At 55.2% G+C, this 19,051-nt stretch carries 15 protein-coding genes and 4 tRNA genes; 15 read left to right on the plus strand and 4 right to left on the minus strand.

Features of this window, described 5'->3' with window-relative positions; all coding sequences use genetic code 11:
- Positions 1–213 precede the first annotated feature (213 nt).
- Positions 214–1,218, plus strand: a complete 1,005-nt coding sequence (locus EV681_RS08250) for a linear amide C-N hydrolase (RefSeq protein WP_341273439.1) — start codon at positions 214–216, stop codon at positions 1,216–1,218.
- A 911-nt stretch (positions 1,219–2,129) separates the two neighbouring features.
- Here EV681_RS08250 and EV681_RS08255 read toward each other — a convergent pair.
- Positions 2,130–2,582: a MarR family winged helix-turn-helix transcriptional regulator gene (locus EV681_RS08255; protein WP_207227021.1), complete on the minus strand. Its 453-nt coding sequence runs from the start codon at positions 2,580–2,582 to the stop codon at positions 2,130–2,132.
- A gap of 439 nt (positions 2,583–3,021) precedes the next feature.
- Here EV681_RS08255 and EV681_RS08260 point away from each other — a divergent pair, with 439 nt between their 5' ends.
- The 4 genes from EV681_RS08260 to EV681_RS22515 all read left to right on the plus strand — a co-directional run bounded on the left by EV681_RS08260 (position 3,022) and on the right by EV681_RS22515 (position 8,568).
- Positions 3,022–4,149 (plus strand): efflux RND transporter periplasmic adaptor subunit, encoded by a 1,128-nt coding sequence (locus tag EV681_RS08260; protein ID WP_130303713.1) that lies wholly within the window; start codon positions 3,022–3,024, stop codon positions 4,147–4,149.
- 11 nt (positions 4,150–4,160) lie between these two features.
- Positions 4,161–7,259, plus strand: coding sequence for an efflux RND transporter permease subunit (locus tag EV681_RS08265; RefSeq protein WP_130303714.1), 3,099 nt, complete (start codon positions 4,161–4,163; stop codon positions 7,257–7,259).
- 605 nt (positions 7,260–7,864) lie between these two features.
- Positions 7,865–8,233, plus strand: coding sequence for a hypothetical protein (locus tag EV681_RS08275; protein ID WP_130303715.1), 369 nt, complete (start codon positions 7,865–7,867; stop codon positions 8,231–8,233).
- A gap of 158 nt (positions 8,234–8,391) precedes the next feature.
- The gene (locus EV681_RS22515) at positions 8,392–8,568 is read left to right on the plus strand and encodes a hypothetical protein (RefSeq protein ID WP_165392975.1); all 177 of its coding nucleotides are present in this window, start codon (positions 8,392–8,394) and stop codon (positions 8,566–8,568) included.
- Positions 8,569–8,619: 51 nt separating this feature from the next.
- Here EV681_RS22515 and EV681_RS08285 read toward each other — a convergent pair.
- Positions 8,620–8,696, minus strand: a tRNA-Pro gene (locus EV681_RS08285).
- A gap of 94 nt (positions 8,697–8,790) precedes the next feature.
- The gene (locus EV681_RS08290; RefSeq protein WP_128396898.1) at positions 8,791–9,186 is read right to left on the minus strand and encodes a hypothetical protein; all 396 of its coding nucleotides are present in this window, start codon (positions 9,184–9,186) and stop codon (positions 8,791–8,793) included.
- A gap of 610 nt (positions 9,187–9,796) precedes the next feature.
- On the opposite strand from EV681_RS08290, the gene EV681_RS08295 reads away from it, so the two are divergent.
- The 5 genes from EV681_RS08295 to EV681_RS08315 all read left to right on the plus strand — a co-directional run bounded on the left by EV681_RS08295 (position 9,797) and on the right by EV681_RS08315 (position 14,364).
- Positions 9,797–9,884: transfer RNA gene (locus EV681_RS08295), tRNA-Leu, on the plus strand.
- A gap of 21 nt (positions 9,885–9,905) precedes the next feature.
- Positions 9,906–9,995, plus strand: a tRNA-Ser gene (locus EV681_RS08300).
- A 342-nt stretch (positions 9,996–10,337) separates the two neighbouring features.
- Positions 10,338–11,570, plus strand: a complete 1,233-nt coding sequence (locus EV681_RS08305; protein ID WP_128396897.1) for an MFS transporter — start codon at positions 10,338–10,340, stop codon at positions 11,568–11,570.
- 440 nt (positions 11,571–12,010) lie between these two features.
- Positions 12,011–13,495, plus strand: a complete 1,485-nt coding sequence (locus EV681_RS08310; RefSeq protein WP_130303716.1) for a SulP family inorganic anion transporter — start codon at positions 12,011–12,013, stop codon at positions 13,493–13,495.
- Positions 13,496–13,509: 14 nt separating this feature from the next.
- Positions 13,510–14,364 carry a universal stress protein gene (locus EV681_RS08315; RefSeq protein WP_130303717.1) on the plus strand — a complete coding sequence of 285 codons (855 nt, stop codon included), beginning with the start codon at positions 13,510–13,512 and terminating at the stop codon, positions 14,362–14,364.
- Between the two features lie 93 nt (positions 14,365–14,457).
- On the opposite strand, the gene EV681_RS08320 is transcribed toward EV681_RS08315, so the two are convergent.
- Complete coding sequence (locus EV681_RS08320; RefSeq protein WP_165392976.1) at positions 14,458–14,826, minus strand: winged helix-turn-helix domain-containing protein; 369 nt, start codon at positions 14,824–14,826, stop codon at positions 14,458–14,460.
- 576 nt (positions 14,827–15,402) lie between these two features.
- On the opposite strand from EV681_RS08320, the gene EV681_RS08325 reads away from it, so the two are divergent.
- The 5 genes from EV681_RS08325 (at position 15,403) to azu (ending at position 18,803) form a co-directional block, all read left to right on the plus strand.
- Positions 15,403–16,380, plus strand: coding sequence for an NAD(P)H-quinone oxidoreductase (locus tag EV681_RS08325; protein ID WP_130303719.1), 978 nt, complete (start codon positions 15,403–15,405; stop codon positions 16,378–16,380).
- 68 nt (positions 16,381–16,448) lie between these two features.
- Complete coding sequence (tpiA, locus tag EV681_RS08330; protein ID WP_130303720.1) at positions 16,449–17,198, plus strand: triose-phosphate isomerase; 750 nt, start codon at positions 16,449–16,451, stop codon at positions 17,196–17,198.
- 48 nt (positions 17,199–17,246) lie between these two features.
- The gene (secG, locus tag EV681_RS08335; RefSeq protein ID WP_130303721.1) at positions 17,247–17,822 is read left to right on the plus strand and encodes a preprotein translocase subunit SecG; all 576 of its coding nucleotides are present in this window, start codon (positions 17,247–17,249) and stop codon (positions 17,820–17,822) included.
- Positions 17,823–17,866: 44 nt separating this feature from the next.
- Positions 17,867–17,951, plus strand: a tRNA-Leu gene (locus tag EV681_RS08340).
- Between the two features lie 393 nt (positions 17,952–18,344).
- A complete protein-coding gene (gene azu, locus EV681_RS08345; protein ID WP_128396890.1) occupies positions 18,345–18,803 on the plus strand; it encodes an azurin in 459 nt (152 codons plus the stop codon).
- Positions 18,804–19,051 lie beyond the last annotated feature (248 nt).

The raw sequence follows: 19,051 nt of genomic DNA on the forward strand, positions 1-19,051 counted from the left end.
CGCGTGTTACTGCAACTTTGTGCCTATCACAGGGTAAGTATGCAAGAATCCGATGCCTGCGCAGGCATCGGTCGTTTTCGCCGAAATTTGAGAATACTAGTATACTTTAGTTTCATTTGAAATTTTTTATAGTAATTTGATAGAGAAACATACATGTCCCTCCGCTCACAGTCGTTTTCTAGGATCTGCGCAGCTACGGCGCTGGCGACCAGTATGGTCGTGACCTCAGTGCAAGCCTGCACCCGATTTGTCTACCACGGCGTACAAGGCGAGGTGATTACGGCGCGCTCCATGGATTGGAAAACGGATGTTGGCACCAATTTATGGGTCTTCCCACGGGGAATGGCGCGTAACGGGGAGGCTGGGCCTAATTCGGTCAAGTGGACGTCAAAGTACGGAAGCGTGATCGCTTCGGGCTATGACATTTCCACGACAGATGGGATGAATGAGGCCGGCTTGGTCGCCAATGTACTTTGGTTGGCGGAGTCTTCATACCCGGAATACGACGTCAAAACCCCAGGTTTGTCGATCGCAGCTTGGGCGCAATATGTTCTGGATAACTTCGCCACAGTTCAGGAGGCGGTGCAGGTACTGCAGAAGCAACCGTTCACCGTGGTGACGGACAATGTTCCAGGCCAAGACCGGCTTGCTACTTTGCACTTGTCGCTTTCGGATGCGTCAGGCGATAGCGCAATCATCGAATACATTGACGGCACGCAGGTTATTCACCATAGCCGCGACTACCAGGTAATGACTAACTCGCCGATTTTCGAAAAACAGCTAGCTATGGAAGAATACTGGAAGCAAATCGGCGGCACAGTCATGCTGCCCGGCACCAATCGCGCTGCGGACCGTTATGCCCGGGCGATGTTCTACGTGAATGCGATTCCAAAAAGCGAGGACGAAGTTGAATCAGTTGCCAGCGTGTTTTCCGTCATCCGCAATGTGTCGGTCCCCTATGGCCTGACGACAGAGAACGAACCGAATATTTCCTCGACCCGTTGGCGTACCGTTGCGGACCAAAAGCGCATGCGATACTTTTTTGAGTCTGCGCTGGCCCCGAATGTGTTCTGGATCGACCTGAAACAACTAGATTTTTCGGAAAAAACAGGAAAAGTACTGACACTGGAATTGGGGCCTAATCAGTCAAAAATATACTCGGGCATGGCAAATGGCCAATTCAAAGAGTCAAAACCGTTCAGATTCCTGGGTCTGTAGTTTTATGTCTACCATCTTTATTTTAAAAATGCGGTAACTGGCACGCCAGTCAATTATTGGCGGCTCTCTATGATAGATGTCAGATGCCTATGTCATCAAAATGGTTTAGCTTGGCCTATCCCGTGGGGGGAGAACAGGAGAGGCCATCAGGTACCGACGTGACACAATTGCGGGCTCAGGTAAAGAGGTTACAGGAACAGATCCCCGAATACCAGTGCCAGGCCGATAAATTACAGAAGATGGAACTGGAAATTGACGCGCTGAGAGTTGAAATCGCGGAACTGAAGGTAAAAGGAGAGTCTGGCCGAACATGTGATCAAGGTCTGAATTTCTAGCATGTCACGGAGTATTTAAAACTAGTGCCGCTCGTACAACAGATGTATTTTCATCCTGAACGTTTCGATCTGAAAGACAAAGTTCCCGACCAAGAAATTATTCTTAATTGGTTAAAAAAACACGTATTCTGTCAGCGGTGCCGTGGTGTCTGCTGTTGAAAATGTAGCTTGCCCTATTGATCGTTTGACGGGGAAACCACATCGAACCCTCAAGGCTAAAACCTAATATTGATGCGGGTTTGGTAAACCCTCAGGGTGGTTTCCCTATGAACTCTCAGCCTTGAGGGTATTCACCCGTACACTAATACGAGTCAGCTTAGCCGTTGCAAAAGAGGAGTAAGGCAGGGAAAATAATCAGGTGAAAACAAGCATCATTGGCTAATGAATAATAGGAACAATAATGATGAAAATGATAGGATTCACATAAACCTTTTGGTTATTGTCTCAAGAGGCCCATCTAACGAAAAACACAATTTTCAGGGCCTGGCGATATGGCACACCACAATCGCTGGCAGGGACTGCATTGATGTCATTTTAAGAGAGCTATGGCCGCCCGATTAGCCGCCCCTTCGGTTTTCAACGCTTCCGAGTTTCGAGCATACGCTGAAGCAACTTCTGAAGGAGTTGCTGATCTGACGCGCTGAGCTGTTCGATGATCGGGGCCAGTGCCTGTTGCCCCTGGACATGTAGCCGCTTGACGAGCTTGGCCCCGTCGACCGTCAGAAACACGTCTGTCGCCCTGCCATCTTCTTCGTTCGGCGCACGCGCTACCAGTCCCCGCTTTTCTGCTCGGGCGATAAGCCCTGATATCGTCTGCTTCTCCAACCCGAGGTAGTCGGCGAGTTCGGCCATTCGAGGACGCCGGTCCCACAGGATGCCCAGAACGCGGATCAGCGAGAGGGACAAGTCGTTCTCGGCGCCAATTTTGTTGATCACGGCCATAGTAACAAAGGCGGTCGTCACAAGTGCATCGGCCAGCCCTTCATTGGACGCGGTGGCTTGCTTCATGGATTTTTTCTCTTTCGTCATGGTTTTATCTTGACATAGTTCGTATTGCAGATCAATAATAGATCGTAATACGAACTATATAGCTTACCTGACCTCGAAGGAGACCCCGTGAAAGCTGCTGTCATTACCTCACTCGACCAACCGCCGCACTACAGCGACTGCGCCGATCCCGTGCCAAATGGCCCCGGAGAAATGCTCGCGGCCGGTCTGCATCACGTCACTCGCGGCCAAGCTTCAGGCGTTCATTGCTCCAGCAGCGAGGGGCTGCCGCTCGTCCCGGGTGTCGATGGCGTCGAGCGCGGTACTAGCTTGTCACGTCCCAACGCAATACCTTGACGGCGCACAGCGACCTACTTACCGCGCAGGCTGATCAGGCACAAGCCTGGTTTCCTCTGTACCGCAGTTTTGGCGGTGGTTGGAGCGCCGAACCTAGCCCTACCGAAAAACTGGCAGTTCAACCATGAAGCATCACCACATGTATCTCGTCGCTGCGGCCGTCTGTCTTTCCGTTGCTTCCGCCGCGCTGATCGTGACCACGCGCAGCGGCGCTGAACCCACCTCGTCAACGGCTGCGCCATCGGCACTGACGGTCAAGCGCATCTTTGCCGCCGCACAGCAATGGCCTCAGACGCTGAACGCCGTTGGCACCATTGCTGCCTGGCAGGAAGTCGTGATCGGCGCCGAGATCGGCGGACGGCGCCTGACGCGGCTGCTGGTCGATGTCGGCGACCAAGTGAAGCAGGGGCAGCTTCTGGCGCAACTCAGTCCTGGCACGCTCGAAGCCGACCTGAACGCCAGCCGTGCTGCGCTTCAGGAGGCTGAGGTCAATGCCGCAGAGATGGGGCGCGCAGCCGATCGCGCCCGGGCGCTGCAGGGCACCGAGGCCTTGTCGGCCCAGGACATCGATCAAGCTTTGGCGGCCGGCGATGCCGCGCAAGCCCGTCTGGCCGCAGCCCGTGCGCGCGTGCAGGCCGACAGGCTGCGGTTGGCCTACACCAAGGTGCGCGCGCCGGACAACGGTGTGATCAGCGTCCGGCCTGCGGTTGAAGGAGCGCTCGTTCAAGTGGGTGCAGAAATCATGCGCCTGCAACGCCAGGGCCGGCTGGAGTGGCGTGCCCAATTGCCGGGGCCAGAACTCGGGCGCGTGGCACCTGGCCAGGTCGTGCTCCTCAAACTGGGCGGCACGCAGGCCATAGAAGGCCGCGTGCGCATGATCTCGCCCCAGGTCGATCCGCAAAGCCGCACCGGCATCGTGTACGTGGACCTCGAGCCCGCCGCTGCAGTGCGCGCAGGCATGTTTGCCCGCGGCGAGCTTCTGCTGGATCAGCATACGGTGCTGACGCTGCCCGAAACCGCGGTCTTGCTGCGCGACGGTTTCAGCTATGTTTTCCGCCTCGAGGGCGACAAGGTGCGGCAGCAGAAGGTGACGCTAGGCGTGCGGCGCGGTGACCGGGTGGAAATCCGCGACGGGCTGGCCGCCGACACGGCGGTCGTCGAGTCCGGCGTCGGTTTCCTGGCGGACAACGTGATGGTGCGCGTCGCCGCCGGCATAAGTCCGAATACGCCCACCCAAACCACCACACGTTGAACGGGACGATCATGAACTTCTCCGCCTGGTCGATCCGCAACCCCGTGCCGGCCATCCTGCTATTTGTCATGCTCACGGTGGCCGGGCTGTTCGCGTTCCGCGCCGCCAAGATTCAGAACTTCCCGGACGTGGATCTGCCCATGATCACCGTCATGGCCAGCCTGCCAGGCACCGCCCCGGCCCAGATGGAAACCGAGGTCGCGCGCAAGCTGGAGAACGCCATGGCCACAATGAAGGGGCTCAGGCACCTGCATACGACGGTCCAGGACGGCACGGCCACTGTCTCTGCCGAGTTCCGCCTGGAGAAGCCGCCACAGGAAGCGTTGGACGATACCCGAGCCGCCGTGGCCCGGGTGCGAGCAGACCTGCCTGCGGCCTTGCGCGATCCCATCATTAGCAAGATCGAGTTCAAGAATGATCCGATCCTGACTTATACGGTGGCGTCGCCACGTATGGACGATGAAGCGCTGTCATGGTTTGTCGATGACAAGATCACCCGGCGCCTGCTCGCCGTGCCAGGCGTCGGTGCCGTCACCCGCGTGGGTGGGGTGAGCCGCGAAGTGCGGGTGGAACTGGATCCTGATCGGCTGCTGGCCTTGCGTCTGAGTGCTGCCGATGTCTCGCGCTTGCTAGTCCAGATGCAACGTGAAGCCCCGGGTGGACGTGCACGGCTGGGGAGTAGCGAACAGACTGTGCGCATGGTCGTCACGGCACCCTCGGCCGCCGCCCTGGCCGCCATTGCAATCCCATTGCCCGATGGGCATGTCGTGCGCTTGGATCAGGTGGCCACCGTGACCGATGCGCTGGCCGAGCAACGCAGTGGCGCTTTTCTCAACGGCAAGCCGGTGGTCGGCTTTGAGATCCTGCGCACCACGGGCGCCGGTGATATCGACGTTGCCAACGGCGTGCGCCAGGCGCTCGCCGTACTGAAGACGGAACAGCCCGACATCGAAATTACCGAGGCGTTCAACGCCGTCGATCAGGTGTTGGAGAATTTTGAAGGCAGCATGTCGCTGCTCATCGAAGGCGCCTTGCTCGCGGTGCTGGTGGTGTGGATCTTCCTGCGCGATCTGCGCGCGACGTTCGTCGCCGCCGTAGCGCTGCCGCTGTCCATCATCCCCACCTTCCTGTTCATGCATTGGATGGGGTTCACGCTGAACCTCATTACCTTGCTGTCGCTGTCACTGGTGGTCGGCATCCTGGTGGACGACGCCATCGTCGAAATCGAGAACATCATGCGCCACCTCGAACAAGGCAAGGAGCCCCTGGTGGCCGCCCGCGAGGCAGCCGACGAGCTCGGGCTGGCGGTGATCGCCACCACCTTCGCGCTGATCGCCGTCTTCCTGCCCACCGCCTTCATGAAAGGTCTGGTTGGCAAGTTCTTCGTGCAATTCGGCTGGACGGCATCCATCGCCGTGTTCTTCTCGCTCATCGTGGCTCGCCTGCTCACGCCCATGATGGCGGCCTATCTACTGAAGAAGCCGCCCCGGCCCCATGCCGAACCATTCTGGATGCCGGCCTATCTGAAGGCTGCGCGCTGGGCATTTACGCACAAGCGCGCGACGCTGACGATCCTGGCGGTCTTTGGAATCGCCAGTTGCATGCCGCTGGTTGCTGGTGCGATCAAGAGCGACTTCATGCCGCCGCAAGACCTGAGCCGGACACAGATCAGCGTCGAGCTGCCGCCGGGCAGCACCTTCGAACAAACGCGCGCCATCGCCGAGCAGGTGCGCGCGGCCGTGACAGCGCATCCGCATGTGACGATGGTCTACACGGCCGTTGGCGCGGGCAGCGCCGGAGGTAATTCGATAGGCGGTGTGGCCGAAGCGCGCACGGCGAATCTGACGCTGAACCTGACGCCACGCAAGGAACGCCCGGGCCTGAGCCAGCAGCACATCGAGCGCGAGCTGTATACGCGCCTGCAGGACGTGGCCGGCGCACGCGTCAAAGTGGCCGCCAATGTGGTCTACACACTGGTGCTCTCCGGCGAGGACCGTGACCTGTTGGCGCAACACGCGGCCACGGTGGAGCAGGAACTGCGCAGCCTGGCTGGAATCGGCCAGGTGACCAGCAGCTCAAGTCTGCAGCGCCCCGAGTTGATCGTGCGCCCGGACACTGCCCGCGCGGCGGATCTGGGAGTGACGACTGTCGCCATTGCAGAGACGGTGCGTGTGGCGACCCTAGGGGACTACGACCAGTTTCTGCCGAAGCTCAACCTGAGCCAGCGCCAAGTGCCAATTGTGGTGCGGCTGCCCGAAGACGCGGCGAGAAACCTGGAACTGCTGCGTCAGCTCACGGTGCCGGGTGCGCGCGGTCCGGTGCCGCTGCGTGATGTGGCGGAGGTAGAGATCGCCAGCGGTCCCGCACAGATCAATCGCCTCGACCGTCTTCGCAACGTGAACTTCGTGATCGAACTCAACGGTCAGGCCTTGGGCGATGTGCAGCAGCGCGCCGCCGCGCTGCCCAGCCTGTCCCACCTGCCGCCTGGCCTGGTCAAGTACGACATCGGCGAAGCGGAAACGTCCAACGAACTCGGCCAGGGTTTCCTGCTGGCGATGGGCACGGGCGTGGCTTGCATCTACATCGTGCTGGTGCTGCTGTTCCACGCCTGGCTGCAGCCGGTGACGATTCTCGGGGCGCTGCTGTTATCGATCCCGGGAGCGATCCTGGCCCTGTTCGTAACCGGCACCAACCTCAGCATGCCCGCCATGATCGGGATGATCATGCTGATGGGCATCGCCACCAAGAACTCCATTCTGCTGGTGGAGTACGCCATCGTGGCGCAGCGCGATCACGGCATGTCCCGGCTCGACGCGCTGCTCGACGCCTGCCACAAACGTGCACGGCCCATCGTGATGACGACCTTGGCAATGGGCGCCGGGATGCTCCCCATCGCGCTGGGCTTTGGTGCCGACCCAAGCTTTCGCGCGCCGATGGCCATCGTCGTGATCGGCGGCCTTATCACCTCGACCTTCCTGAGCTTGCTGGTGATCCCCGTGCTCTACGAAGTGGTGGATGATCTCGTCCAGCGTTGCACGCCGAAGCGTTGGCAAACACCGGCCAAACTTGAATTTCTCACTGTGCCTAAAGATGAACTCCCACGAGAGTGAAGGCCGTCAGAATTTTCTTCCGCTGCTTATCTCGCTCGCGCTCTGTCTTTGTGCTCGCGCGGTTGCGTTGCTTGTCGCTTTGGAGATGGCAGGAATCAGCTACGCCCTTGGGCCGACTTGGCCGTGGAATCGAGTTCCCGGTACTGATGGGGTTCTTGGCACGCTATGTAGTTGCACGGGACGGCGGAGCCTATGCGTTGGATTCACGCCTTGGAATTTATCCGTAAATAGACAAACTGACGCTCCGAGCCTCATTGAATGAGGCTCGGAGCGAGAGTTTTGGCTAAGCGAGTCGTTTCGTGGCTGGTGACGGACGAGTTCTGGAAGCGGGCGGAGCTGCTGGTCCCGCCGAGTTTAAACATTATTTGCGGATAGGTTTTAAGCCATCGCCAACGATGATCGGCGGATGTTTCCGGCGCCAAAGAGCGGGAGAACCTGCAAACCGCAGCGAGGTGGATCAATTAGGTATTCGGATGGTTGATCCGGATTAAGTTTCCACCAGCGCGCCACTGTGTTCTTTCGATGAAGCAGCATTCGATACGGGACTAGAGTCAATCGGTGGTGTGTGCTCATGAAATGCCGCACGGAAAGTAGGGTAGGTGGCCTTGCTCGATGAAGATGTTAAGAGACTTCCCAGGCCAATCACGTGGAATGAGCAAGAAAAACTATTACAGCAACTTCCGGAGCATTTTCGAAATATGGTCTTGTTTGACCTGAATACAGGTCTCAGAGAAGACGTTGTTTGTTCCCTGCGTTGGGATTGGGAGCTTAAAATCAATCTGCAGCCAAATTTGCCAGTTTCCGTCTTTGTTATACCTCGAGTAAATGTCAAAGGGCGAAAATCTGAGCGTATTGTTGTATGCAATTCAGTCGCACAATCCATTGTCGAATCACAGCGAGGTCTGCATAAGGAAGCTGTTTTTACCTATTGGCGACCACGTAAAGGTGAAGATAAAGTGGATCTGAAGCATTAGCCGGTAAACTTTATCAACAATACGGCCTGGCAGAAAGGCGTGAGGGCGTGGAGGATTTGCATGTCCACGATCTACGGCATACCGTTGGCATGCGGCTTCGACTGACTGGAGTAGGGGAGCGCACGCAGGATGTGATTTTATGGCACAGCAATAAGTCCATGAACTCGCATTATGCAATTGCTCAGCTGCGTGAGATTTATGATGCATTAGAGGGTATTGCACACCCAGGCGAAGATGAGGAAACGCTCAATCTGCATGCGATGATCCGACAAGCGCAGATTAGGTATGCGAACCGAGTCCCACAAAAGTCCCACAGCAATAAAAAAGCCGCTTAAAGAATTCGACTCTTTAAACGACTTAAGTATTTGATATCACTAATATTTTTGTGGTCGGGACAGTAAGATTCGAACTTACGACCCTCTGGTCCCAAACCAGATGCGCTACCAGGCTGCGCTATGCCCCGACGTATTCACTAAATCAGCGAAGAAAAGGATATTAACATAAACTTCGATTTAATGACAAGTGGGGTGTGCCTTAAAATCTACATTTTTACCTGCTTAGCGTCCCTGATTGTTGCGCATTTGCTCCAGTCTGCGGCTGGCGCCTTCCATGCCACGCTGAGTCTGGCGATACGAAGAGCGGCTTGGTCTGTCGTTATCTCGCCGGTTATTCCAGTTGCTGCGATCATGATCCCGGCGCTCGCGCCAATCATTTCTGTCGCGACGGCGATCGGAATCTCGCCGTGCTTCCTGACGACGTTCCCAGTCGCGGCGGTCACCGCGCCTATAGTCTACATTCCGGTAACCACTGCGATAACCGCTCCCGTAGTAGCTTGAACCTCCACTGTACCCGTCGTAACCGTCAGAATAACGCCCGTAACCGTCGCCAGCGTAGCCGACACAGCCGCTTAGGGCTCCCAGTGCTACCAAAAACATGACCAATATTTTTCTCATATCGACCTCCAGATTTGAAAATTCTTGTTTGTCTTGCTATACAAAAGCATATATCCCATTTACCAATATGTAAACGAGATACCGTTACGCTGATTATCGTTCTTATTGTGTGTCCAATGTGTTTCTGAAATACGACAGATGCAAAGTATGAGGTCCGGCCTGTTACAAATTGCCTTCTATTTATGTAAGCTTTTGATAAATAATAAGATAGTTCGTAATGAATCGAAATGCTTGCTGGCCGGCAAAACAGGGCCCATCTAGCGGTATTGCCTGCGGCGTGTTGGTTGTCGCCAACGTAGTATCCTGCATGAAGTAGTGCGCTGGCAGCCCGTAAGCGGCGCGTTGTTTGGCTATTCGTTTTGGCGACGTCCGCAACGCGTGGGGACATGTTAGGGATACCTTGCGCCGCCATCTCGAGTAACAAAACAAGACGTTATTAAGTAGCGAGATAAGGCCTTTTATGGCTATGCGCAAAAGCGTTGCGAGCGGGGCAGTGGTGTCGCATTGACGTCACGAATAAGTGGTGCAATAACGGGTTTGTGAGATTTTTCCGGTGAGTGTGTAGACGTCCGTAAATCAGATGTGCTATATTCTCGTTTCTCCAGTTCACGCACTCGTGGTGAAATAGGTAGACACAAGAGACTTAAAATCTCTCGGGCATTGCGCCCGTGCCGGTTCGATTCCGGCCGAGTGCACCAGAGATGGGTCTCGCATCAACAGGAAGCTTGGCAGAGCGGTTGAATGCACCGGTCTTGAAAACCGGCGAAGGGTTAAACCTTCCGTGAGTTCGAATCTCACAGCTTCCGCCAAAATTCATATGCTCAAGTTGGGCATAGTAAAAATACCCCGTTAATTCATTCATTGAATTGCGGGGTTTTTTATTGCTTGCGTACGGTTGCGTATGGGCTATCCCGGACAATCATCGTTAAATGCGAGCGGCTAGCTGGCCTAAATAAATTCACCGCCAAATCGATTTTTCCGTAGCCGACCGACTAATGGGCGATGCTCATCGTTAATGACTTAGAATAATACGTTAATAACCAGAAATAATAACCAGCGCTGTTAGTCGGGTCATTTTGGTGATGCCGTGGCATTGCGCAGAAAGGTATGGATCTGGTCCTAATATCAAATTCACAACCGATACGATTGACATGACATCCAGCAACGCGACCATTGAAGACGCTTCTTTAATACTCCCTGAAAGCGTTCAGCGAGGCAATATCTGGCGTTTGTCCACGGCGCAGGCGCTGGCAGGCGCCAACTCTGTCGTGGTTTATGCTACCGGGGCCATTGTGGGCGAGAATCTGGCTCCGACGCCGATGCTGGCGACGTTGCCCATTTCCATCTTTGTTGTAGGCATGGCCGCATGCATTTTGCCGGTGGGCAAAATTGCCCAGCGTCATGGTCGGCGAGCCGCCTTTTTGGTGGGAACCGGCGCTGGTGTCTTGACTGGTCTGCTGGCGATGGTTGCTGTGATCCAGGCCTGGTTCTGGCTGTTTTGTCTGGCCACGTTCTTTGGTGGCAGCTATGCCGCGGTGGTATTGACGTTTCGTTTTGCCGCGGCCGATGGGGTGGAAAAAGCCCGACGTGCGCGGGCCCTTTCCCTTGTCATGGCTGGTGGGGTCGTGGCTGGTGTCATCGGTCCGCAGTTGGTGACCTGGACCATGGACATGTGGATTCCTTATAAATTTGCCGCAACTTTCCTGGTGCAGGCTGTAGTGGCAGTGCTATCGGCGGTGTTGTTGCTGGGCGTGCGTCTGCCAGCGCCTACGGTAAGCGAGCAGGCTGGAGGGCGTCCGCTTTCTGTTATCGCATCGCAACCGCGATTCATCGCGGCGGCCATCAGTGGCGCGGTCGCTTATATGTTGATGAATTTTCTGATGACGTCTGCTCCGCTGGCCATGCATATCAGTGGTCATTCACAGGAGTCTGCCAATCTGGGTCTGCAATGGCATGTGATTGCGATGTATGCACCCAGTTTCTTTACGGGCAATCTGATTTCCCGCTTTGGTGCTGGTCGTGTGGCTGCGGTAGGTTTGCTGCTTACCGGGCTGTCTGCCGTCGTGGGGCTGGGCGGGCTCGATGTGGGCCACTTCTGGGGAGCGCTGATTCTGCTTGGGCTTGGCTGGAACTTCGGGTTTCTGGGGGCATCTGCGCTGGTGCTCGAATGTCACCGGCCTGAAGAGAAAACCCGTGTGCAGTCGCTCAACGATTTCATTGTTTTCGGGCTCATGGCTGTGGGCTCATTTTCATCTGGCGGGTTGCTGAGTGCTTACGGATGGAACACGGTGTTGTGGGTGTCCTTTATTCCTCTGGTGCTGGCAGTTGTCACGCTGGCGCTGGCCAGGCGAAAAAGGGCACATGTTCTCATTGTTCAGAAGTAGGCTCAATAGTGCGCAATCCGTGTTGTGTCTAAGGCAGAGTGTCTAAGGCAAGTTTTCTGGCGGCGTGCATTGACGGCCGTCTGTTGGCTGTTTCGGTGTTTGGGACGGGCTTATGCTAAACTTGCCGCAACCCAAATGTGAGCGATCCCGAAAACGCGGGAGCCCGGCACTATCGCCTTCTATCATTCTTCCAATAAACAGACCCATGTAATTGGTGCTTCCGACAGCAGATCTTCTGCGCGCGCTACTGTATAGCTAAAGCAGCATTGCAAAATGCTGTTTTGGGCTGTCGCCCTTTTCCGTACTCAATGCCCCCGGCTTCCCGCCGCTTCAAACAAAACCTCTTCGTCTGCGGTCGATTGCAACCGACATGCCCACGTATGTGCGTGTGGACTGTCCATTGCTGACGAGTATCAGGGGGTGTTTAAATTTTTAAAATTATGTTTACAAAAAATACTATCAAACAGGATTGGTTTTCCAATATCAGGGGCGATTTGCTGGCGGGCCTCGTTGTTGCACTTGCACTCATTCCTGAAGCCATTGCGTTTTCTATCATTGCGGGCGTAGATCCTAAAGTGGGTCTTTACGCCTCTTTCTGTATAGCAGTGGTCATCGCTTTTGCCGGCGGCAGGCCTGGCATGATTTCCGCTGCCACGGGCGCCATGGCGTTGCTGATGGTGACGCTGGTCAAGGAGCACGGCCTGCAGTATTTACTGGCAGCCACCTTGCTGACTGGTGTGCTGCAGATATTGGCTGGCGTGCTGCGTCTGGGTGCGTTGATGCGCTTTGTCTCCAGCTCCGTTGTGACCGGCTTTGTCAATGCGCTGGCCATACTGATATTCATGGCTCAGTTGCCTGAATTAATGAATGTGACATGGGTTGTTTATGCCATGGTTGCGGCGGGTCTGCTGATTATTTATCTGTTTCCTTATATCACCAGGACGATACCGTCGCCGCTGGTGTGCATCCTGGTGTTGACCGCCATTTCATTGGTGCTGGGTCTGGATATCAGAACGGTTGGCCACATGGGGGAGCTGCCCGATAGCCTGCCCGTCTTTTTGCTGCCGGAAGTGCCGCTCAATTGGGAGACGCTGAAGATTATTTTGCCTTACTCTGCGCCAATGGCCGTCGTGGGGCTGTTGGAGTCGTTGATGACGGCAGCGATCGTGGATGGCCTGACCGATACGCCCAGCGATAAAAACCGGGAGTGTGTAGGGCAAGGCGTGGCAAACATCGCCTCTGGTTTTCTTGGAGGTATGGCCGGGTGCGCAATGATCGGGCAATCTGTCATCAATGTAAAATCCGGCGGCCGCGGACGCCTGTCCACCCTGACTGCAGGTAGTGTATTGTTGATTTTGATCGTCTTTCTGGGGGAGTGGGTTAAACAGATTCCAATGGCGGCGTTGGTGGCTGTGATGATCATGGTGTCGATTGGCACTTTCAAATGGTCTTCGCTGCGTGATTTGACCCGCCACCCCAAAAGCTCGAGCATTGTGATGATCGCCACGGTCGTAGTGGTGGTGGCAACGCATGATCTGGCAAAAGGTGTGCTGGTGGGCGTGTTGCTAAGCGGGATATTTTTTGCTCACAAGGTGGGTCAGGTGCTTAGCGTGACTTCATTCAAAACCGGTAGCCAAGCCTCTAGAACCTATCATGTTGCAGGGCAGGTTTTCTTTGCCTCGGCGCAGGCGTTTATTTCGAAATTTGACTTCAAGGAAGTGATTGATGAGGTTACCATTGACTTGCGTTTGGCAAGGTTCTGGGACATTACCGCAATTGGGGCGCTGGATACGGTCATCCTGAAGTTCCGGCGCGAAGGCACGGTAGTCAACATTGAAGGGCTGGACCAGGCCAGTACTACGCTGGTGGATCGCTTTGGCGTTCATGATAAGCCGGACGGCACTGGCAAGCTGGCGAGCCATTAAAAAGGGAGGGGCGAATGAAAAAGATTATTGCATGCATTGATGGCGCCGGACATACGCTTGCCGTGTGTGATTATGCAATTTGGGCATCGCAGCATTTGAATATCCCCGTTGATTTTTTGCATGTATTGGACAGGCACCCGGAAAAGGCGTCAATTGTTGACTTGAGCGGAAGCATTGGTTTTGATGCCCATGATATGCTGCTGAGCCAATTGAGCGAGCTTGACGAGCAGCGCAGCAAACTGGCCCAGTTGCATGGGAAAAATATTCTGGAGGGGGTTAGAAAGCGCGCCGTGGCGGCGGGCCTGACTGCGGTTGAAACGCGCCAGCGACATGGTGCATTGACGCAAAGCCTGCTGGATTTGCAGGGGGAGGCCAGGATGATTATCCTGGGACAGCACGAGCAGGCCAGGGGAGCGCATCGCAGCTATTTCGATCACAATGTAGAGAAGATCGTCAGGTCGGTTGATTTGCCGGTGCTGGTTGTTTCTGAGTCGTTTCGTGCGCCTGAGTGTTTCCTGGTTGCGTTCGATGGGAGTGATACGGCGCGTAAAATGGTTCAGCGCCTGGCCGGTAGCGCGCTGTTGGCCGATCTGCAGTGCCATGTGCTATACGTCGGTGAGGAGACGGAGCGGGTCAGAGAACATTTGGATTGGGTGCAGTCGGCGTTGACCGCGATGCAATTTGAGCCGATGGTGAGTGTGCTGGGCGGCGAGCCCGAGGCGGTGATCGTGGATTATATATTGTCCAAGAATATCGATTTGCTGGCGATGGGTGCCTACGGACACTCGCGGATTCGCGAGCTTATTGTTGGAAGTCTGACCACTACGCTATTGAGAACCAGTCCGGTGCCTGTGCTGATCATGCGATAGCACAGCGTGCTCGATATGTCTGAACATTATGCAGAGCGCGTGGTTGACGGTGGCGAGCGTGTTTGCCGCTTTTTGGTGTCTGCCGGTTGATGCCTATATCGGGTGCATTGCTTTTTTCTGAATCCCTTCCGACAGAAAATAGCCTTTTTTCCATGCGGTATGAATCAGATCCGGGAAAAAATCCTGATCGATTCGGCGGCGCAAACGCGCGATGTGCACATCAATGGCATTGGAGTTCAAACACGGAGGCTGTTTGTCCAGAACGGCATTCAATGCTGATTTGGATATGACGGTTCCCGGGTTGGCGGCCAGATACAGCAAGATGCGAAACTGGGTGACCGATAGTGTGATTTGCACGCCGGAGCGTCTGACCTGGCTGCTATGCAGGTCGATTTCCAGGTCGGCAACAATCAGTTTGTTGCTTCCATCAAATGCGGTCGATTTCTCCGGTGTTGTTTTCATAAATTCTGTTGGGTATCTGGGCCGGCAAGCGCACATGTGCATCTGGCACCTATCTTGACGCAGGTCCTTTTTATTGCCTGTTATTCCGCGGCCTGCAATGGCCAGCAGCCACAAGGCATACACCCATTGGGCTCACGATGTGTTGGGGAAAAAAAGCAGCGCATGCTTGGGCACAATCCACGCCATCTGTTGGCTGCCCAACACGTTGCGTCCTGCAATTGCCTTCTCAAAGTGTTGCCTCACATGGGTGTAATGCGGTTGGTACGACTTCTGGTACGGGCCTGCTTGATGGGCCAGCCGGTGCGGGCACCTTAAACGATGAAGATTATCACGATATTCAGTTATATGTAAGCCTGTGTTGGAGAGCGGTCTAGGGTGCGGCGTATAGGCTGGGGCTGTTGCGAGGTCTGTATAACGCATGTGCCAGGTAGGCACAAGTTGTGTCAGGGCTCGTTTATTTCCCTGATTGACCTCGTCGCGAAGGCACGCGTGGGTTTCGACGTTAAAATCTCCTGATTGACAGTCAGGCATGGCACGCGTGCACATGACCCCCATTATTTTTGCAGGAGAAAATAGATGAAGGCAGTAGAAATTTCCACCCCAGGCGGCCCCGAAGTATTAAAGCTGGTGGAGCGCGAAAAGCCCGTATTAAAGCAGGGCGATGTCCTGATTCGTGTGACGGCTGCCGGCATCAACCGACCTGACGTATTTCAGCGCAAAGGCGCCTACCCGCCGCCGCCCGGGGCTTCGGATCTGCCGGGGCTGGAAGTTGCCGGTGAAATCGTCGAAGGCGATCTCGCCGGCACTTCCCTGAAGATCGGTGATCGTGTGTGTGCGTTGACGCCTGGGGGCGGATACGCCGAGTACTGTGTCGCACCTGCGGGCAATTGTCTGCCTATTCCTGAGGGTTTCAGTGATGTGGAAGCGGCAGCATTGCCAGAGACATTCTTTACCGTCTGGACCAACGTGTTTGACCGTGGTGCGTTATCCGGCGAGGAAACATTGCTGGTTCATGGCGGCGCCAGTGGTATCGGAACCACAGCCATTCAAATTGCCCGGGCACTGGGGCACAAGGTTTTTGTAACGGTTGGAAGCGATGAGCGTGCGGCCGCCGTCGAGGCATTGGGGGCCAGCAAGGCGATCAATTACAAGACCCAGGATTTTGTTGAGGAAATCAAAAAGCTGACCGATGGCAAGGGCGTGGATGTGGTGCTGGACATGGTCTCTGGCGAATACATCAATCGCAATATCCAGTGTCTGGCTGATGACGGGCGCATCGTGATTATTGCCCAGTTGGGCGGAAGCAAGGCAACCATCGATACGGCGCAGGTGATGCGCCGACGCCTGACCATTACCGGTTCAACCCTGCGCCCGCGTAGTGTCGAGTTCAAAACACAAATCGCCCAGGCGCTACAGCAAAAGGTATGGCCATTGCTGGCTGCAGGCAAAATCAGGCCTGTCATTCATGCCACATTTGCCCTGGCGCAAGCCAGTGATGCCCATGCCATGATGGAAAAAGGCGAGAACATCGGGAAAATCGTCCTGACGTTTTAAGTTTCCTTTTAGAAATGAAAAGGTTATAATCTTTGGTTTTGTTAAAATCCCTTTTTACCGAGGAAAATATGAGTGTGCGTCGGCGTCTGGTCATCGGAAACTGGAAAATGAATGGCAGCAAGGCTGAAAACGAGCAACTGCTTTCAGATCTGGTCAAATTGCAGAATGCCGCTGCGGCCAATCAGGCAGCAGAGCTGGCCGTATGCGCGCCTTTTCCTTACCTGCAGCAAGTGGCAGATATCCTGAAAGATAGTGCCATCAGTTGGGGCGGTCAGGATGTCAGTGAGCATGCCAAGGGAGCGTATACCGGTGAAGTGTCGGTTGCCATGCTTGCGGAGTTCGGTTGCGCTTGGGCAATTGTGGGTCATTCCGAGCGTCGGGCTTACCACGGTGAAGGCAGTGATGTCGTTGCGCGCAAGGCCGCCGCTGCAATTGCCGGCGGTATTACGCCTGTGGTATGCGTTGGTGAAACGCAGGCCGAGCGCGAGGCGGGCAAGACGCTGCAGGTAATTAGCAGCCAGCTTGAGCCGGTGCTCGCGCTGGGTGCGGATGCGGTCACGAAAATGGTTCTGGCGTATGAGCCGGTATGGGCTATCGGTACGGGTCTTACTGCCTCGCCAGAGCAGGCGCAGGAAGTGCATGCGCACATCCGCAGCTTATTGGTTCAAGCGGATGCACCCGAGCAGCGCGTCTTGTATGGCGGCAGCGTCAAGGCTGCAAATGCAGCAAGCCTGTTTGCCAAGGAAGATATTGATGGCGCGCTGGTAGGCGGCGCCTCGCTGGTCGCAACAGATTTTCAGGGAATTGCCAACGCCTAGCAGCGTGGTCATATTCCTTATACGGAATTTTTTTGGAGTAATACTTAAATGCCATCGTTTATATACCCTTTACTGGCTGTCGTGCAGGTTCTGTCTGCATTGACGGTTATTGCCCTGGTGCTGTTGCAGCAAGGCAAGGGCGCTGATATGGGTTCATCTTTTGGTGGCGGTTCTGCCGGGAGTCTTTTTGGTGCTACCGGTGCTGCAAACTTTTTTTCGCGAGCGACAAAGTGGGTATCCATCCTGTTTTTCGCCTGCACGCTGGGCCTTGCCTATATTGGTAACAATACCGGCCGCAGCGCAGGTCCTGCAACAGGCGGTGGTGTGATGCAGGGCTACGAAGCGCCAGCGCCGGCTGCCAATACCCAAGCGCCAGCGGCTCAGCCGCAAGCTGATCTGCCTGTGGCTCCCGCGCCGGCCGAAACGCCAGCGGCTCCGTCTTCTGACGCACCTGCGGCTCCATCTGAGACACCGGCTGCGCCTGCGCCTACATCACCAGCAGCGCCTGAGCAATCCGGGGCGACGCCTGCTGCACCTGCAGCCGAGGGCGCGGCACCTGCCGAAAATACAACACCTGCTGTCCCAGAATCGCAGCAAGAGACAAATACTGAGACGAAACAGTAAGCGTTTCTGATTAAATGGTGTTATAATCTTCTGTCTTTGCAGATGCTCACGTGGTGGAATTGGTAGACACGCTATCTTGAGGGGGTAGTGGCGAGAGCTGTGCGAGTTCGAGTCTCGCCGTGAGCACCAACTGTTAAATCTAATCTGTATTCCGTAGTCATCAAGCCCTTGCTCTGTGGAGCAGGGGCTTTTTGTTTGTCTGGTTTGTGGTAATTGGGCTTGGCCTTAGTGATCGCATACGATCCTGGTGTCTTTTGGGGCTTGATGTCTTGGGGCTTGTTTTGTGACTCAATGATCGTGCCGATAGCAGGGCTTCACTAGCATGGCCTTCGGGTGTTGCTTATGTGTCTTGATGGTTGGCAGGGTTGTGCTGGTGTCGGTGGGAATTGGTTGTTGATTACCGGCTCTGGTGTGCCGGTATTGAGGCGGATCAATTGTGCTGTTGATATCGATGCAGCGTCATGAGCGAAGATGGTATAGTTATAAGCCTTAGTCTATTTCACCAACCCCAAGGAGTACATAATGGCTTTTAAGTTGAAACTGAAACACGTGTTGGCCGCAATGGCATTGTCTGCTGCTTCACTGCCCGTTATGGCTGCTGAGTGCTCAATTGACATTGAGGCTAATGACGCCATGCAATTTAACACCAAGGAAATTGCTGTCAGCAAATCGTGCAAGGAGTTCACGATCAATCTGAAGCATACTGGTCAATTGCCGAAGGCGGCGATGGGACATAATGTTGTGATCACCAAGTCTGCGGATATGCAGGGCGTGGAAACCGACGGTATTGCCGCGGGCGCCGATAAGAATTATGTAAAAGAGGGCGACGAGCGTGTAATCGCGCATACCAAGCTGATTGGTGGTGGCGAATCCGACTCGGTCAAAGTGCCCGTCGACAAGCTGACCGGGGATGATGTGTTCTTCTGCTCATTCCCAGGGCACGGCTCGATGATGAAAGGCGTCGTCAAGCTGGTCGATTAATGCATTAAAGTTTGTATGCCCGGCACTATGCCGGTGCGCTATTGATTCTATAGGTGAAGACCTCCCAAAAAAAATGGGAGGTCTTTTCTTTTTGGTTGGGCGTTTTCGTGCGTCGGGTTTGTTGAGGGCCGGGCGGAAAAAGGAAGAGGCAGAAGAGGCAGAAGAGGCAGAAGAGGCAGAAGAGGCAGAAGAGGCAGAAGAGGCAGAAGAGGCAGAAGAGGCAGAAGAGGCAGAAGAGGCAGAAGAGG

The organism is Advenella incenata (assembly GCF_004217095.1).
GTDB classification, from domain to species: domain Bacteria; phylum Pseudomonadota; class Gammaproteobacteria; order Burkholderiales; family Burkholderiaceae_B; genus Advenella; species Advenella incenata.

What these genes read in the sequence shown, in the direction of transcription:
- EV681_RS08250 (WP_341273439.1), top strand. Translation starts at nt 214, where the DNA reads ATGGTCGTGACCTCAGTGCAAGCCTGCACCCGATTTGTCTACCACGGC.
- EV681_RS08255 (WP_207227021.1), bottom strand. Translation starts at nt 2,582, where the DNA reads ATGACGAAAGAGAAAAAATCCATGAAGCAAGCCACCGCGTCCAATGAA.
- EV681_RS08260 (WP_130303713.1), top strand. Translation starts at nt 3,022, where the DNA reads ATGAAGCATCACCACATGTATCTCGTCGCTGCGGCCGTCTGTCTTTCC.
- EV681_RS08265 (WP_130303714.1), top strand. Translation starts at nt 4,161, where the DNA reads ATGAACTTCTCCGCCTGGTCGATCCGCAACCCCGTGCCGGCCATCCTG.
- EV681_RS22515 (WP_165392975.1), top strand. Translation starts at nt 8,392, where the DNA reads ATGAACTCGCATTATGCAATTGCTCAGCTGCGTGAGATTTATGATGCA.
- EV681_RS08290 (WP_128396898.1), bottom strand. Translation starts at nt 9,186, where the DNA reads ATGAGAAAAATATTGGTCATGTTTTTGGTAGCACTGGGAGCCCTAAGC.
- EV681_RS08305 (WP_128396897.1), top strand. Translation starts at nt 10,338, where the DNA reads ATGACATCCAGCAACGCGACCATTGAAGACGCTTCTTTAATACTCCCT.
- EV681_RS08310 (WP_130303716.1), top strand. Translation starts at nt 12,011, where the DNA reads ATGTTTACAAAAAATACTATCAAACAGGATTGGTTTTCCAATATCAGG.
- EV681_RS08315 (WP_130303717.1), top strand. Translation starts at nt 13,510, where the DNA reads ATGAAAAAGATTATTGCATGCATTGATGGCGCCGGACATACGCTTGCC.
- EV681_RS08320 (WP_165392976.1), bottom strand. Translation starts at nt 14,826, where the DNA reads ATGAAAACAACACCGGAGAAATCGACCGCATTTGATGGAAGCAACAAA.
- EV681_RS08325 (WP_130303719.1), top strand. Translation starts at nt 15,403, where the DNA reads ATGAAGGCAGTAGAAATTTCCACCCCAGGCGGCCCCGAAGTATTAAAG.
- tpiA (WP_130303720.1), top strand. Translation starts at nt 16,449, where the DNA reads ATGAGTGTGCGTCGGCGTCTGGTCATCGGAAACTGGAAAATGAATGGC.
- secG (WP_130303721.1), top strand. Translation starts at nt 17,247, where the DNA reads ATGCCATCGTTTATATACCCTTTACTGGCTGTCGTGCAGGTTCTGTCT.
- azu (WP_128396890.1), top strand. Translation starts at nt 18,345, where the DNA reads ATGGCTTTTAAGTTGAAACTGAAACACGTGTTGGCCGCAATGGCATTG.